The organism is Inquilinus limosus DSM 16000, assembly GCF_000423185.1.
Classification (GTDB): domain Bacteria; phylum Pseudomonadota; class Alphaproteobacteria; order DSM-16000; family Inquilinaceae; genus Inquilinus; species Inquilinus limosus.
The window spans coordinates 31967-46646 of record NZ_AUHM01000002.1; the positions used below are offsets into that span (position 1 = coordinate 31967).

Here is a 14680-nt window from a genome sequence, read left to right on the forward strand (position 1 = left end):
ATCGCGTCTTCAAGCCGATCACCAGCCATACAGGGAGAGCTTCATGTCCCGTTTCCTCACCGCCACGGCGCTGGCGCTCAGCCTGACGGCCGGCGCCGCGTCGGCCGAGGCCAAGACGCTGGTCTACTGCTCCGAGGGCAGCCCGGAGAACTTCAACCCGCAGATCAACACCACCGGCACCAGCCTGGACGCCTCGGTGCCGGTCTATGACGGGCTGGTGGCGTTCGAGCGCGGCGGCACCAAGGTGGTGTCGGCCCTGGCCGAGTCCTGGGAAGTATCGGACGACGGCACGGTCTACACCTTCCATCTGCGGAAGGGTGTGAAGTTCCACTCGAACGAGAACTTCACGCCGACGCGCGACTTCAACGCCGATGACGTGCTGTTCTCGTTCAACCGGATGTGGAAGGCGGACAGCCCCTATCACAAGATCTCCGGCGGGTCCTACGACTACTTCGGCGACATGGGCATGCCCGCGCTGCTGAAGGCGATCGACAAGGTCGACGACCACACCGTCCGCTTCACCCTGACCCGGCCGGAGGCGCCGTTCCTGGCCGACATGGCGATGAACTTCGCCCAGATCCTGTCGGCGGAATATGCCGATGCGATGATGAAGGTCGGCACGCCGGAGGATGTGGACCAGATCCCGATCGGCACCGGCCCGTTCCGCTTCGTCCAGTACCTGCCTGACGCGCTGATCCGGTACAAGGCCTTCGACGAGGCCTGGAGCGGCAAGGAGAAAATTGACACGCTGGTCTTCGCCATCACCCCGGACGCCTCGGTCCGCTACGCCAAGCTGAAGGCGAACGAGTGCCAGGTGATCCCGTCGCCGAACCCGGCCGATCTGGCGGCGATGCAGCAGGACCCGGCGGTGACGGTGATCGGCCAGCCCGGGCTGAACACCGGCTATGTCGCCTTCAACGTCACCAGGAAGCCGTTCAACGACGTTCGCGTGCGCCGCGCCGTCAACATGGCGGTGAACAAGCAGGCGATCCTCGACGCCGTCTACCGCGGCACCGGCCAGGCGGCGAAGAACCCGATCCCGCCGACCATCTGGTCCTACAACGACAGCGTCCAGGATTATCCCTACGATCCGGAAGCCGCCAAGACGCTGCTGGCAGAGGCCGGCTATCCGAACGGCTTCGAGACCGATCTCTGGGCCATGCCGGTGCAGCGGCCCTACAACCCGAACGCCCAGCGCATCGCCGAGCTGATCCAGGAAGATCTGGCCAAGGTCGGGATCAAGGCGAGGATCGTCTCGTTCGAATGGGGGGAGTACCGAAAGCGCGTGCAGGATGGCGAGCACCAGATGGCGCAGTTCGGCTGGGGCGGCGACAACGGCGACCCGGACAATTTCTTCAACAACCTGCTGGGCTGCGATGCCGCTCGGGAAGGCGGCGGAAATATTGCGAAGTGGTGTGACCGGTCTTTCGAGGAGCTCATCCAGAAGGCGAAGGTCACCTCGGACCAGGCCGAGCGGACCAGGCTGTACGAGCAGGCGCAGGTGATCTTCCACGACCAGGCGCCCTGGCTGCCAGTCGCCCATTCCGTGGAGTACCAGGCGATCCGCAAGGAGGTGCTGAATTACGTCATCACCCCGGTGCGCATCCATGACTTCCGCGGCGTCGACATCCGGGAGTAGCCTGCCCACACCTCGATTCGTAGGGAGACAACCCCATGTCCCGCTTTCTGTCCGCCACGGCGATGGCGCTGGCCCTCGCCGCGGGGATGGCCGCGTCGGCCGAAGCCAAGACGCTGGTCTACTGCTCCGAAGGCAGCCCGGAGAACTTCAACCCGCAGATCAACACCACCGGCACCAGCTTCGACGCGGCGCTGCCGGTCTATGACGGGCTGGTGGCCTTCGAGAAGGGCACCACCAAGGTGGTCCCCGCGCTGGCCGAATCCTGGGACGTGTCCGACGACGGCACGGTCTACACCTTCCACCTGCGCAAGGGCGTCAAGTTCCACTCCAACGAGAATTTCACCCCGACGCGCGACTTCAACGCCGACGACGTGCTGTTCTCGTTCAACCGGATGTGGAAGGAGGACAGCCCCTACCACAAGGTGTCCGGCGGCTCCTACGACTACTTCGGCGACATGGGCATGCGCACGCTGCTGAAGGCGATCGACAAGGTCAACGACCATACCGTCAAGTTCACTCTGACGAAGCCGGAGGCGCCCTTCATCGCCAACCTGGCGATGAACTTCGCCTCGATCCTGTCGGCCGAATACGCCGACGCGATGATGAAGGCGGGGACGCCGGAGCAGGTCGACCAAGTGCCGATCGGCACCGGGCCGTTCCGCTTCGTGCAGTACCAGCCGGACGCGCTGATCCGCTACAAGGCCTTCGACGAGGCCTGGAGCGGGCGCGAGAAGATCGACAACCTGGTCTTCGCCATCACCCCGGACGCGGCGGTGCGCTACGCCAAGCTGCAGGCCGGCGAATGCCACGTCATGCCCTATCCGAACCCGGCCGACCTGCCGGCGATGCAGAAGGACCCGAACCTGAACGTGCTGAGCCAGCCCGGCCTCAACACCGGCTATCTGGCCTTCAACGTCACCAAGAAGCCGTTCGACGACGTCCGCGTGCGCCAAGCCATCGACATGGCGGTGAACAAGCAGGCGATCCTGGAGGCGGTGTACCAGGGCACCGGCCAGGCGGCGAAGAACCCGATCCCGCCGACCATCTGGTCCTACAACGACAGCATCCAGGACTATAAGTACGACCCGGAGGCGGCGAAGAAGCTGCTGGCCGAGGCCGGCTATGCCGACGGCTTCGAGAGCGACCTGTGGGCGATGCCGGTGCAGCGGCCCTACAACCCGAACGCCCAGCGCATCGCCGAGCTGATGCAGGCCGACCTGGCCAAGATCGGCATCAAAACCAAGATCGTTTCGTACGAGTGGGGCGAATATCGGAAGCGTACCCAGGCCGGCGAGCACCAGATGGCGCAGATGGGCTGGTCGGGCGACAACGGCGACCCGGACAACTTCTTCAACAACCTCCTGGGCTGCGATGCGGCGCGCGAAGGCGGCAGCAACATCGCGAAATGGTGCAACCAGGATTTCGAGACGCTGATCCAGAAGGCCAAGGCCACGGCCGACCAGGCCGAGCGCGCCAAGCTGTACGAACAGGCGCAGGTGATCTTCCACGACCAGGCGCCGTGGCTGCCGATCGCCCATTCGGTGGTCTATGAACCGATCCGCAAGGAGGTCTCGGGCTACAAGATCATCCCGGTCGGGCTGCACGATTTCCGCGGCGTCGACATCGCGGAGTAAGCAACAAACGGGCGGGAAAGCAGCGATCCGCTTTCCCGTCCGTTTCTTTTCGGCCCGCCCAAGTTCCGATCCGCCGGAGGGCGGCATCAGCGCGAGCCTATATTGGGAAGCGATTCAATTTGCCGGACATATTCGGCCAGTTGACATCACCCCCGGCCCCTGCGGTAATCCCCTGCAACCCACGGTTTGGGCAATACAGCTATGCGGCAAGCCCAGGCCGAAGGACCACCATAGGGGAGAGTTTCATGTCCCGCTTCCTGTCCGCCACGGCGATGGCGCTCGTCCTCGTCGCGGGGGCGGCGGCGTCCGCCGATGCCAAGACGCTGGTCTATTGCTCCGAGGGCAGCCCGGAGAACTTCAACCCGCAGATCAACACCACCGGCACCAGCTTCGACGCGTCCGGTCCGATCTACGACCACCTGGTCGAATTCACCAAGGGCACCACCAAGACCGAGCCCGGCCTGGCGGAGTCCTGGGACATCTCGGACGACGGCACGGTCTACACCTTCCACCTCCGCAAGGGGGTGAAGTGGCATTCCAACGACAAGTTCACGCCGACCCGCGACTTCAACGCCGATGACGTGCTGTTCACCTTCAACCGGATGTGGAAGGAGGACCACCCCTACCACAAGGTGTCCGGCGGCCAGTACGACTACTTCGGCGACATGGGGATGGGCACCCTGCTGAAGTCGATCGACAAGGTCGACGACTACACCGTCAAGTTCACCCTGAACCAGCCCGAGGCGCCGTTCATCGCCAACCTGGCGATGGAGTTCGCCTCGATTCTGTCGGCGGAATACGCCGACGCGATGATGAAGGCCGGCACGCCGGAGCAGGTCGACCAGGTGCCGATCGGCACCGGATCCTTCCAGTTCGTGCAGTACCAGCCGGACGCGCTGATCCGCTACAAGGCTTTCGAGGGGGCCTGGAGCGGCAAGGAGAAGATCGACAACCTGGTCTTCGCCATCACCCCGGACGCCGCGGTGCGCGCCGCCAAGCTGAAGGCCGGCGAGTGCCACGTCATGCCCTATCCGAACCCGGCCGACGTGCCGGCGATGCTGAAGGACCCGGCGCTGAACGTGCTGAGCCAGCCCGGCCTGAACACCGGCTATCTCGCCTTCAACACCACCAAGAAGCCGTTCGACGACGTGCGCGTCCGCCGTGCCGTCAACATGGCGGTGAACAAGAAGGCGATCCTCGACGCCGTGTACCAGGGCGCCGGCGAGGCGGCGAAGAACCCGATCCCGCCGACCATCTGGTCCTACAACAACAGCATCCAGGACTATCCGTACGATCCGGAGGCGGCAAAGAAGCTGCTGGCCGAGGCCGGCCATCCGAACGGCTTCGAGACCGACCTGTGGGCGATGCCGGTGCAGCGGCCCTACAACCCGAACGCCCAACGCATCGCCGAGATGATGCAGGCGGATCTGGAGAAGGTCGGCATCAAGGCGAAGATCGTTTCTTACGAATGGGGCGAGTATCGGAAGCGCCTGCAGGAAGGCGACCACCAGATGGGCCAGCTGGGCTGGACCGGCGACAACGGCGACCCGGACAACTTCCTGTACAACCTCCTGGGTTGCGACGGGGCGCGGCCGGGCGGCTCGAACATCGCGAAGTGGTGCCACCAGCCCTATGACGAGATCGTCAAGAAGGCCAAGACGATCTCGGACCAGGCGGAGCGCACCAAGCTGTACGAGCAGGCGCAGGTGATCTTCCACGACCAGGCGCCGTGGCTGCCGATCGCCCATTCGGTGGTCTACGAGCCGACCCGCAAGGAGGTCTCGGGCTACAAGGTCAGCCCGTTCGGCCGCCACGACTTCAGCGACGTCGACATCACCGAATAGAGCGGGGTAAAGGGGGAGCCGGGCGGGGGAGCAGGGGGATGCTCTCCCGCCCGCGTCTTTTCCGGCCCGGCACCCGTTACCCGATGGCACCATGCTGCGTTTCATCCTGACCCGCTTCGCCATGGCGGCGATCACCTTCCTGGGGATCACCGCCCTCAGCTTCTTCCTGATCCGGGCCGTGCCCGGCGACCCGATCCAGGTGCGGGCCGGCGAACGCGGCATCTCGCCCGAGCGCCATGCCGAGCTGATGCACGAGATGGGCCTGGACCGGCCGGTCGCGGTGCAGTTCGTGTCCTATATCGGCGAGGTGCTGCAGGGCGACCTCGGCGCCTCGACCACCACGCGCCGGCCGGTGCTGGGCGAGTTCCTGAAGCTGTTCCCGGCGACGCTGGAGTTGGGCCTCTGCGCCATCCTCTTCGCCGTCATCATCGGCCTGCCGGCCGGCATCATCGCCGCCACCAACCGATCCTCCCCGATCGACCACGGCATCATGGGCGCCAGCCTGGTCGGCTATTCGATGCCGATCTTCTGGTGGGGCCTGCTGCTGATCCTGATCTTCTCGGTCGGCCTCGGCTGGACCCCGGTCTCCGGCCGGATCTCGGCCATGTACTATGTCGAGCCGCAGACCGGCTTCATGCTGATCGACAGCCTGCTGTCGGACGAGAAGGGCGCCTTCGTCTCCGCCCTGCGCGCCCTGATCCTGCCGACCATCGTGCTGGGCACCATCCCGCTGGCCGTGATCGCGCGCATGACCCGGTCGGCCATGCTCGAGGTGCTGGGCGAGGACTATATCCGCACCGCCCGTGCCAAGGGGCTGGGCGTCAAGCGGGTGATCGGGCTGCACGCCCTGCGCAACGCCTTGATCCCGGTCGTCACCGTGATCGGCCTGCAGGTCGGCACCCTTCTGGGCGGCGCCATCCTGACCGAGACCGTCTTCGCCTGGCCCGGCGTCGGCAAATGGCTGATCGAGGCGATCAACCGCCGCGACTACCCGACGCTGCAGGGCGGCGTGCTGCTGGTCGCCACGCTGGTGATCGGCGTCAACCTCCTGGTCGACCTGGCCTACGGCCTGCTCGACCCTCGCATCCGGCACGTGAAGTAAGCCGATGAGTGCTCAAGTTTCCCGCCTGTCCCCCGATGAGTCCCCCCTCCCCTCGCGGGAGGGGGGCAGGGGGAGGGGGTTGTCGAAGCCCCGAGCCAGCAATGGTCCGTGGCTGACAGCCCCGGCCGATGGATGCGATCTCACCCCGTCGCGCGCAGACGCGCGCAGACCCCTCCCCCTACCCCCCTCCCGCAAGGGGAGGGGGGACAAGGAAGGAACAGGCTCGATCCGTTTCGAGCCGGGAGCCAGCCGATGACCGCCAGCCCCGAACCCACCGGCCGCGGCAACGCGCCGTTCATCGCCGGCGACCCGGTGATGACCCCCTACGCTCCGACCCCGGCCGCGGTGTCGAAGCCGCCCGGACCGTTCCTGGAGTTCTGGCGGTCCTTCAGCGCCAACAAGGGCGCCCTGGCCGGGCTGGTGGTGATCGCGCTGGTGCTGCTGGTGGCGATCTTCGCCGACGTCATCGCGCCGCATTCGCCGATCGACCAGGACCGCACCGCCTTCCTGGTGCCGCCCTTCTGGCAGGAGGGCGGCAGCCTGGCCTATCCGCTGGGCACCGACGATATCGGCCGCGACATCCTCTCGCGCCTGATCTATGGCGCGCGGCTGTCGATGCTGATCGGCATGATCGTGGTCACGCTGTCGCTGGCCATGGGCCTGCTGCTGGGTCTGGCCGCCGGCTATTTCGGCGGGTGGCTCGACACGGCGATCATGCGCCTCCTCGACATCATGCTGGCGCTGCCCAGCCTGCTCTTGGCCATCGTCGTCGTCGCCATCCTCGGCCCCGGCCTGGTCAACGCCATGATCGCGGTCTCGGTCGTCACCCTGCCGCACTACTCCCGGCTGATGCGCGCCGCGGTGCTGAGCCAGATCCGCCGGCCCTACGTCACCGCCTCGCGCGTCGCCGGGGCCGGCACCCTCAGGCTGATGTTCGCGACCATCCTGCCGAACTGCGTCGCGCCGCTGATCGTGCAGGCGACGCTGGGCTTCTCCACCGCCATCCTCGACGCCGCGGCGCTGGGCTTCCTCGGCCTCGGCGCCCAGCCGCCGACGCCGGAATGGGGCACGATGCTGGCCTCGTCCCTGCAGTTCCTGCAGCGCGCCTGGTGGGTGGTGACCTTCCCCGGCCTCGCCATCCTGATCACGGTGCTGGCCTTCAACCTCCTGGGCGACGGCCTGCGCGACGCCCTGGACCCGAAGCTGAAGCGCTGACATGGCCCTCCTCGACATCCGCAACCTGACGGTCGAGTTCCCGGCCGGAAAGGGACTGTTCCGCGCCGTCTCCGGCCTCGACCTGTCGATCGACTCCGGCGAGATCCTGGGCATCGTCGGCGAGAGCGGCTCCGGCAAATCCGTCACCATGCTGGCGCTGATGGGCCTCGTCGCCTTCCCCGGCAAGGTCACGGCCGACCATCTCAGCTTCGACGGCCACGACCTCCTGAAGATGTCGCCGCGCCAGCGCCGCAGGATCATCGGCAAGGACATGGCGATGATCTTCCAGGAGCCGATGACCAGCCTGAACCCCTGCTTCACCGTCGGCTTCCAGATCATGGAGGCGCTGAAGGTGCATGAGGGCGGCAGCCGCCGCGCCCGGCGCGAGCGCACCATCCAGCTGCTGTCGCAGGTGGGCATCCCGGCGCCGGAGACCCGGATCGACGCCTTCCCGCACCAGCTGTCGGGCGGCATGAACCAGCGGGTGATGATCGCCATGGCGATCGCCTGCCGGCCGAAGCTGCTGATCGCCGACGAGCCGACCACGGCGCTGGACGTCACCATCCAGGCGCAGATCCTGCAGCTGCTGGTGCAGCTGCAGCGCGACCAGGGCATGGCCCTCGTCCTGATCACCCACGACATGGGCGTGGTGGCCGAGACGGCGCAGCGCGTCAATGTGATGTATGCCGGCGAGCTGGTGGAGGAGCGCCGCGTCGACGGGCTGTTCGGCCGGCCGCGCCACCCCTATACCGGGGCCCTCCTGGAGGCGTTGCCGGAGCGCAGCGCCGGCCACCGAAGGCTGCCGACCATCCCCGGCGTGGTGCCCGGCCCCTATGACCGGCCGGCCGGCTGCCTGTTCAACCCGCGCTGCCGCAACGTGCTGGACCGCTGCCGGGCCCAGCACCCGGAGCTGACGCCCGACCTGGACGGGCGGACGCGCTGCTTCAACCCCTTAAGCCCCCTGCAGGAGGCGCATTCGTGAGCGCCGTCGTCGAAGCGCGGCAGCTGAGCCGCTTCTACGAGGTCAAGACCTCGCCCTTCAAGGCGGCGCAGACGCTGCGCGCCCTGACCGAGATGTCGTTCACGCTGGAGCCGGGCAAGACCCTGGCGGTGGTGGGCGAGAGCGGCTGCGGCAAGTCCACCCTCGCCCGCGTGGTGACGATGATCGAGCCGCCGACCGAGGGCGAGCTGACCATCGACGGCATCCCGGTGGCGACGGCGGACAAGGAGCAGCGCCGCCGCCTGCGCAGCGCGGTGCAGATCGTGTTCCAGGACCCCTACGGATCGCTGAACCCGCGCAAGAAGGTGGGCGCGATCCTGGAGGAGCCGCTGAAGATCAACACCGCCATGAAGGCGCCGGAGCGGCGGCAGGCGGCCGAGGCGATGCTGGCCAAAGTCGGCCTGCGCCCCGAGCATTACGACCGCTATCCGCACATGTTCTCGGGCGGGCAGCGCCAGCGCATCGCCATCGCCCGGGCGCTGATGCTGCGGCCGAAGGTGGTGGTGGCGGACGAGCCGGTCTCGGCCCTCGACGTCTCGATCCAGGCCCAGGTGCTGAACCTGCTGATGGACCTGCAGGAGGAGTTCGGCCTGGCGTACCTCTTCATCAGCCACGGCCTGTCGGTGGTGGAGCACATCGCCGACGATTTGGTGGTGATGTATCTGGGCCGGCCGGTGGAGCACGGGACGAAGGCGGCGATCTTCCGCCATCCGCGCCACCCCTACACCAAGGCGCTGCTGGCCTCGACCCCCTTCGTCGACCCGGCGAAGCGGGCCGAGCGGGTGGTGCTGAAGGGCGAGCTGCCCTCCCCCCTCGCCCCGCCCCCCGGCTGCGCCTTCCACCGCCGGTGCCCGTATGCCACCGACCTGTGCCACTCGGTGCGCCCGGAGCTGCGCCCGGTGGATGGGCGCATGGTGGCGTGCCATCATGCGGAGCAGGTGGGGTAGTAGCCGGCAACCCCTTCCCGGGATCGGCCGGTATTGCCGGCTGGGCCACCAGCCCCGGATCGAACCGACGATCAGGATCAAAATCCGACGACGGCCGTAGTATCCTGGCATTTGGGCCTTCTGGCCATCGGATGACGCCGGATCGGAGAGCACGAGGTGGACAGCTGGGGCAGGCACAGCCGATCGCCGCATCGGGAAGAGAATATCGTGATCCTGAGCGCTCGGGATCTGGCGGCGATGATCGTCGACACGAATGACGGGCTCTCGCGGGAGACGCTGAAGGTCCTCGACCTTCCCGGCCTGACGGCGCTGCTGCGGAATTCCACGGTCGCGGCCACGCTCATGCGCGAGTTGGGCGTGACCGGCAGCTACTATTTCCGGGAGGTCTCGGGCGAGACCTATGTGATCTTCCGGGGCTATCCGGGGCAGCGCACGGTTCTGCAGGGTACCCGCTACCTCGCCCGCAACCCGCTGATGCTTCGCTTCGGGATCTCCGAGCCGATTCTGGGCGTGGCGATGCGAAGCAACGTGATCTTCAACATCGTCGCCTATACGACGATCGAGGTCTTGCGGTTCCTCGTCTCGGACAAGCAGACTCTGAGCCGGATGCTCGCGTCCGTCGTGACGAATGTGAGCATCGGGCTGATCGCGACGGCCACTGCCGTTCTCGCCGCCAGCTTCGTCTCCGGCACTGTCGTGATCGTCGCCATCGGGGTCCCACTTGCAGTGGGGCTTGCCGTCGGCGCGGCATTCGGGTACGCGGCCGATGCTCTCGGGGTCTCCGAAAGGCTGGCCGAGCTGATGGAGCGGACCGGCAGGGCGGTGGAAGATGGCCTGGTGGCGGTGGGCGAGATGATGGATCAGTCGCTGCTGGACGGCCGGATCGCCGCCGGGATCGCCCGCGGGGCGGAACGTGCGCGGCAAGATGCTCTCGGCCGGATCGGCCAGGGTCGCTTGCCCGGCGGCGGCTTCGGCTGGCCGCGCTGGTAGCCCGGCATGGGCGTCGACGGGGCGGGGGCCTGGCTGCGCGCAAAGACGTGGCGCGGCCATCTCTTCTTCGGAGTGCTGGACGCGATCGCGATCGGGCTGGTGGCCGCGGTCGTCCTGCAGGTCACGAAGGCCTATGCCGGTCTGAACGCCGGCGCGGAGGCCGTCGCCTTGCCCACCGGGCGAAGCGCGGCGGGGCTGTTCGCATGGTGCCTGCCGGCCCTCCATGCCGCGATGGCCTGGACCGGGTCCTTCCCGGGGCAGGCCGCGGGGCGGCGGCAGCCCTCCGGGCGCCGCCGGCGGGCCGTGGGGGCGGCGGCGATCGTGATCTTCGCGCTGGCGATCGCGTCCGCCGCGGCCGGGGTCTGGACCGCGGACCGCCTGCAGGCCCGGGCCGAGGCCGCCGGCTACACCCCCTGCGGCCGCGAGGCCGGGCGCATCCGCCAAAGCCCGTACCAGACGGGCTATGCCAGATCCGGGGAGGCGTGCCGGGCGGCCGGGTATGAGGTGGGGCGCTGATGCTGCGGCCGAAGGTGGTGGTGGCGGACGAGCCGGTCTCGGCGCTGGACGTCTCGATCCAGGCCCAGGTGCTGAACCTGCTGATGGACCTGCAGGAGGAGTTCGGCCTGGCCTATCTGTTCATCAGCCACGGCCTGTCGGTGGTGGAGCACATCGCCGACCACCTGGTGGTGATGTATCTGGGCCAGCCGGTGGAGCACGGCACCAAGGCGGCGATCTTCCGCCATCCGCGCCACCCCTACACCAAGGCGCTGCTGGCCTCGACCCCCTTCGTCGACCCGGCGAAGCGGGCCGAGCGGGTGGTGCTGAAGGGCGAGCTGCCCTCCCCCCTCGCCCCGCCGCCCGGCTGCGCCTTCCACCGCCGCTGCCCCTACGCCACCGACCTGTGCCATTCGGTGCGCCGGAGCTGCGCCCGGTGGATGGGCGCATGGTGGCCTGCCATCATGCGGAGCAGGTGGGGTGAGAACCGAACAGATACAATCGTCGCTCAGCTTCCATTCTCACTGGCTGCCTTTGAATCAAATCCCAAGGGGCGTTGGGGTGTGAAACGCTCCGGGCTGCGGAGATCAGGACGGGGCCGGGCGCTGGCCGGTGGCGACTCGTCGGGGATGGCGACGAAATACATTGGGCTCGCCCCGCCGCTGCCGCACTCGCCGAGAACCGTCTTTGGTTATCGTATCTCACCCAAGGGGTGCACTTCACTACAGCACTGTCACCGAATTTCTAATTTCTGTCACCGAATTTCAATTTCGAGATCAACCGGGCGTGTCGGCGGCACGTTCGGTTGACGGCCGAGGCGCGCGAACCGTGCTTTCAGGGCGCCGAGTCATGATATGGCCCTCGGCCTCCGACTACGCCAGCGATCGGCGCCGAACCCTACACCGGCTCTCACTATGGATTGCGTCCACCGGCGTTACTCGCCAACTATCGCTACGGCGAGCGCACCAACCAAAATCTTCCCATGGCGCTGAATGATCTCGACCGCAGAAAACTGCCCTCTCGCTAGCGGTTGCGCCATTTCGACCTGCAACTGAACCCGACGACGCTCTGCTGGCTCAAGTTCAACGCCAATCTGATTGTCTGCTTCTCGTTCGTTTTTGACGAGACGAGCGTGGCCAAAACTCGACACGGACTTACACTGCAGTTCCTCTCCCAGGAACCTGAGACGCTCGGGACTGAGCTCGCGGACCTCCAGCACAAAGTTGCCAGCGTGTTTGAGCGGATTGCCTGCGAAGAAGTCGAGCTCAACTGAGAGCTGCCCCTTTACAGCAACGACCGACAAATTTCGTTGCGCCCAATGGCGGTCGTTGATCGGATCTGCGACCGAACCGGCCCGATCATATTGATGGGAAACACGTGCCAGAAGGCATATATGGTCAGGCGCATCAGAAGGAATGACCTTTGTCATCGGCCGACTCGGAGAGCGACGACGAGGCTCCACGGGAATTGATTGGAAGCCGATTAACTTACCGGGTTCGATGACAAATCCGGTGGTTGGTTCCGACCACCATACGGTGACTTGCGCTAGAGATGGAGTGTTTGCGCCTCCGAAGTTGCCCACCTCGACTGTCACCGTCAAGGGTTGACCGGGAACATAAGGGGATGTCTGGATAGATGGGCAGGCGTAGTAAACCACACCTGGCTGAATGGCTGGCGGAAGCGGTCGGATGCTGCCATTGTCGCCATCACTGGTTGGCCCTTCGCTCCAATAAGGAATTACAAGAAACGGTCGCGAATCCTGCCGACGCTCGTCCTTTGGCCGCTGCCCATCTTTGCGCTCATTCGGGCGCCTTTTTTTACGGGCGATGACAGAAGTATTGTCCTCTATCATGGCCAGTTCCTAGATTTCACTGTACTGAAGCGGAACAACGCTGAGCGGCTGAGCGGTAATGGGTCCGCCAGCCCTCCAGCAGGGATGCATCCATCCACGATCCGCATCAAGATCGAGATTCGTTCCCGCAGTACTATTGCTGGCAAGCGCAGCCCACATCGACTTGCAAATCGCGAGGGAGGAACGATTGGCGGCCCCGCTGGGTCCAGTGAAAATCACAAGCGGTGACGATCCAGCGGGAAATGGAATAAACGTCGCAGCAGGATGCTCGATTCCGGTCAACGGGTATTCGTCAAACCGCCGCCCGTTGTCCGGTAGGCGAGGCCATTGCCCCTGAGCTATTGAAGGTATAGAGACATACTGACTATAACGCCACCGATCAATGAAAGCGTCGGGATAGATGAGCCCGTAAAGTGACAGGAACTCGGAAGCTTTCTGAAAACCCTCCCACATCATCGATTGTACGTTGTAGAGATCGCCGACGAGCTGCAGGACCTGTTCGTTTTGGGCCAGGATTCCGGTGTCGTCGACAGTAAGGGGATTGCTAAACTCTCCTTCGGCCTCCACGAACACGCCATCCGAGAAAGCCTCTTCCCAGCTCTGTGTTATCTCATCCCAGATCGGACACCGCTGGTTGTTGCCTTCAGACCAAATGGCGGCGCAAATTTTCCACCCTGGGCCGACAAAAAAAAGAAAGATAAAGATGGCTTTCCAGAACTTCGCACACTTGGATTCCGTCCAATCTGGTTCTTCGGGCGGCGCGGAACCACCCCCGCCCGAGCCGAAGTTTTGCGGCAGGACATGGCCGCCCTCACCAGGTGGCACACCGGCCTCAGCCATCGCAGTTGTTTCAGGAATGCTGGGAACAAACGGTTTTGTAGGATCTCCAAAAAGCCGAGCAACAATGGAATCTGGTGGCGCTACTGGTTCTGTCGGCATTGGGAAGGCATCCAGCAGTTCCAGATGCCTTAGCAGCCTTTGAAACCCCCGCTTTGGATCGGGCAGAGGTGGCACTTCATTTGCATCGTAGGTTCGTGAAAGGGCCGATAGGATGATTTGCTGAATGCTTGCCGGTAACCCGTTTGGCATTGCTCGTTTCAGTTGGCGGGCGATGATCCGCAAGGGAGGAAACGGCACGCTGGATTGACTGGAGTCATGACCCAATCCAAACGATCCCTTATACTGGCCGACAATCCTGCCAAAGTGTTGGGCGGTCCAACTGCCAACGGTATTTCGGGCTAACCGGTCTCTGAAGCGGTGAGAGCGCCTTGGCCCGCCGACAACTTGGCCAAGATACATGGATCCGCCCGCGTTTGCTCCATAGCTGCAAAGCGCCCCCAGGGCGAACGACTTTTTCTCCGGAGTGTCTGCCAGCTTATACAGCTCCCGCACGAAGGCCTCGGTGCGCCGCGCCAGAAGTAAGTTATCCCATGACCATTCACTGATTGGTTTGTCATCCTGTCTCGAATGGGCGCGCAGGTGCGGGTGTTTTGAGACCTCCTTTCTGAGAGCTTCAACCTGTTGGCTTTGCTGTTTCACTCGTCGAGCGAGCTTTGCGAAACTTTCCGAAGCCGAGTTTAGCACCTCCACAGCCCGTTCATCGCCAGGATTGTTTAAAACCAATTCGAGGCTCGACCGGAATTTTGCCAGTCCTTCATAAAGCTTCAGACCCTCGCGCCATAGTTTTGCAGCGCGCTCCAGAAGTGCCAGTTCCGCTCCATCCGACGAGGCATGGGCAAAAAGGTGATCGATAACTGATCCGACAAGAGCCATTTCGGGCGCTTCATCGAGAGTTGCGACATGCTGATCACGCAATTCCGCGATCTGCGCATCAGCCAGAACCTCCTGGCCGAGTGCCAGCCGGAAGGTTTGTAAAACTGCAAAGTGGGTTCGATAGTCCATCATGGCGGCACCTCTCGTACAAAATGCAGGCCGAAGCGGACTCTGAGGCTGAAGGCGAGC

The 14680-nt window shown here is 65.0% G+C and carries 11 protein-coding genes and 1 pseudogene; 10 read left to right on the forward strand and 2 right to left on the reverse strand.

Features of this window, described 5'->3' with window-relative positions; all coding sequences use genetic code 11:
- Nucleotides 1-43: 43 nt before the first annotated feature.
- From G537_RS0104060 to G537_RS36395, 10 genes and pseudogenes are all read left to right on the forward strand, one after another.
- On the forward strand, nt 44-1639 hold the full coding sequence (locus tag G537_RS0104060) for an ABC transporter substrate-binding protein (protein ID WP_026869004.1): 1596 nt from the start codon (nt 44-46) through the stop codon (nt 1637-1639).
- A gap of 35 nt (nt 1640-1674) precedes the next feature.
- Nucleotides 1675-3273, forward strand: coding sequence for an ABC transporter substrate-binding protein (locus tag G537_RS0104065; RefSeq protein ID WP_026869005.1), 1599 nt, complete (start codon nt 1675-1677; stop codon nt 3271-3273).
- A 245-nt stretch (nt 3274-3518) separates the two neighbouring features.
- Nucleotides 3519-5117: an ABC transporter substrate-binding protein gene (locus G537_RS0104070; RefSeq protein ID WP_026869006.1), complete on the forward strand. Its 1599-nt coding sequence runs from the start codon at nt 3519-3521 to the stop codon at nt 5115-5117.
- Between the two features lie 91 nt (nt 5118-5208).
- Entirely contained in the window at nt 5209-6219 is a 1011-nt protein-coding gene (locus G537_RS0104075) for an ABC transporter permease subunit (protein WP_026869007.1), read from the forward strand.
- 315 nt (nt 6220-6534) lie between these two features.
- On the forward strand, nt 6535-7434 hold the full coding sequence (locus G537_RS0104080; protein ID WP_026869008.1) for an ABC transporter permease subunit: 900 nt from the start codon (nt 6535-6537) through the stop codon (nt 7432-7434).
- A 1-nt stretch (nt 7435) separates the two neighbouring features.
- A complete protein-coding gene (locus G537_RS0104085) occupies nt 7436-8416 on the forward strand; it encodes an ABC transporter ATP-binding protein (protein WP_026869009.1) in 981 nt (326 codons plus the stop codon).
- A complete protein-coding gene (locus tag G537_RS0104090) occupies nt 8413-9381 on the forward strand; it encodes a peptide ABC transporter ATP-binding protein (protein ID WP_026869010.1) in 969 nt (322 codons plus the stop codon). Before G537_RS0104085 ends, G537_RS0104090 begins: the two co-directional genes overlap by 4 nt.
- A 156-nt stretch (nt 9382-9537) precedes the next feature.
- Complete coding sequence (locus G537_RS0104095; RefSeq protein ID WP_026869011.1) at nt 9538-10371, forward strand: hypothetical protein; 834 nt, start codon at nt 9538-9540, stop codon at nt 10369-10371.
- Nucleotides 10372-10377: 6 nt separating this feature from the next.
- Nucleotides 10378-10887 (forward strand): hypothetical protein, encoded by a 510-nt coding sequence (locus G537_RS36390; protein ID WP_034850619.1) that lies wholly within the window; start codon nt 10378-10380, stop codon nt 10885-10887.
- Nucleotides 10881-11350, forward strand: a pseudogene (locus tag G537_RS36395) (oligopeptide/dipeptide ABC transporter ATP-binding protein); the annotation flags it as partial. The gene G537_RS36390 and the pseudogene G537_RS36395, both read left to right, overlap by 7 nt.
- A gap of 450 nt (nt 11351-11800) precedes the next feature.
- On the opposite strand, the gene G537_RS43485 reads toward G537_RS36395, so the two are convergent.
- Nucleotides 11801-12718, reverse strand: coding sequence for a hypothetical protein (locus G537_RS43485; RefSeq protein WP_155888495.1), 918 nt, complete (start codon nt 12716-12718; stop codon nt 11801-11803).
- A 9-nt stretch (nt 12719-12727) separates the two neighbouring features.
- On the reverse strand, nt 12728-14623 hold the full coding sequence (locus G537_RS43490; protein ID WP_155888496.1) for a hypothetical protein: 1896 nt from the start codon (nt 14621-14623) through the stop codon (nt 12728-12730).
- Between the last annotated feature and the right edge of the window lie 57 nt (nt 14624-14680).

What these genes read in the sequence shown, in the direction of transcription:
- G537_RS0104060 (WP_026869004.1), top strand. Translation starts at nt 44, where the DNA reads ATGTCCCGTTTCCTCACCGCCACGGCGCTGGCGCTCAGCCTGACGGCC.
- G537_RS0104065 (WP_026869005.1), top strand. Translation starts at nt 1,675, where the DNA reads ATGTCCCGCTTTCTGTCCGCCACGGCGATGGCGCTGGCCCTCGCCGCG.
- G537_RS0104070 (WP_026869006.1), top strand. Translation starts at nt 3,519, where the DNA reads ATGTCCCGCTTCCTGTCCGCCACGGCGATGGCGCTCGTCCTCGTCGCG.
- G537_RS0104075 (WP_026869007.1), top strand. Translation starts at nt 5,209, where the DNA reads ATGCTGCGTTTCATCCTGACCCGCTTCGCCATGGCGGCGATCACCTTC.
- G537_RS0104080 (WP_026869008.1), top strand. Translation starts at nt 6,535, where the DNA reads ATGACCCCCTACGCTCCGACCCCGGCCGCGGTGTCGAAGCCGCCCGGA.
- G537_RS0104085 (WP_026869009.1), top strand. Translation starts at nt 7,436, where the DNA reads ATGGCCCTCCTCGACATCCGCAACCTGACGGTCGAGTTCCCGGCCGGA.
- G537_RS36390 (WP_034850619.1), top strand. Translation starts at nt 10,378, where the DNA reads ATGGGCGTCGACGGGGCGGGGGCCTGGCTGCGCGCAAAGACGTGGCGC.
- G537_RS43485 (WP_155888495.1), bottom strand. Translation starts at nt 12,718, where the DNA reads ATGATAGAGGACAATACTTCTGTCATCGCCCGTAAAAAAAGGCGCCCG.
- G537_RS43490 (WP_155888496.1), bottom strand. Translation starts at nt 14,623, where the DNA reads ATGATGGACTATCGAACCCACTTTGCAGTTTTACAAACCTTCCGGCTG.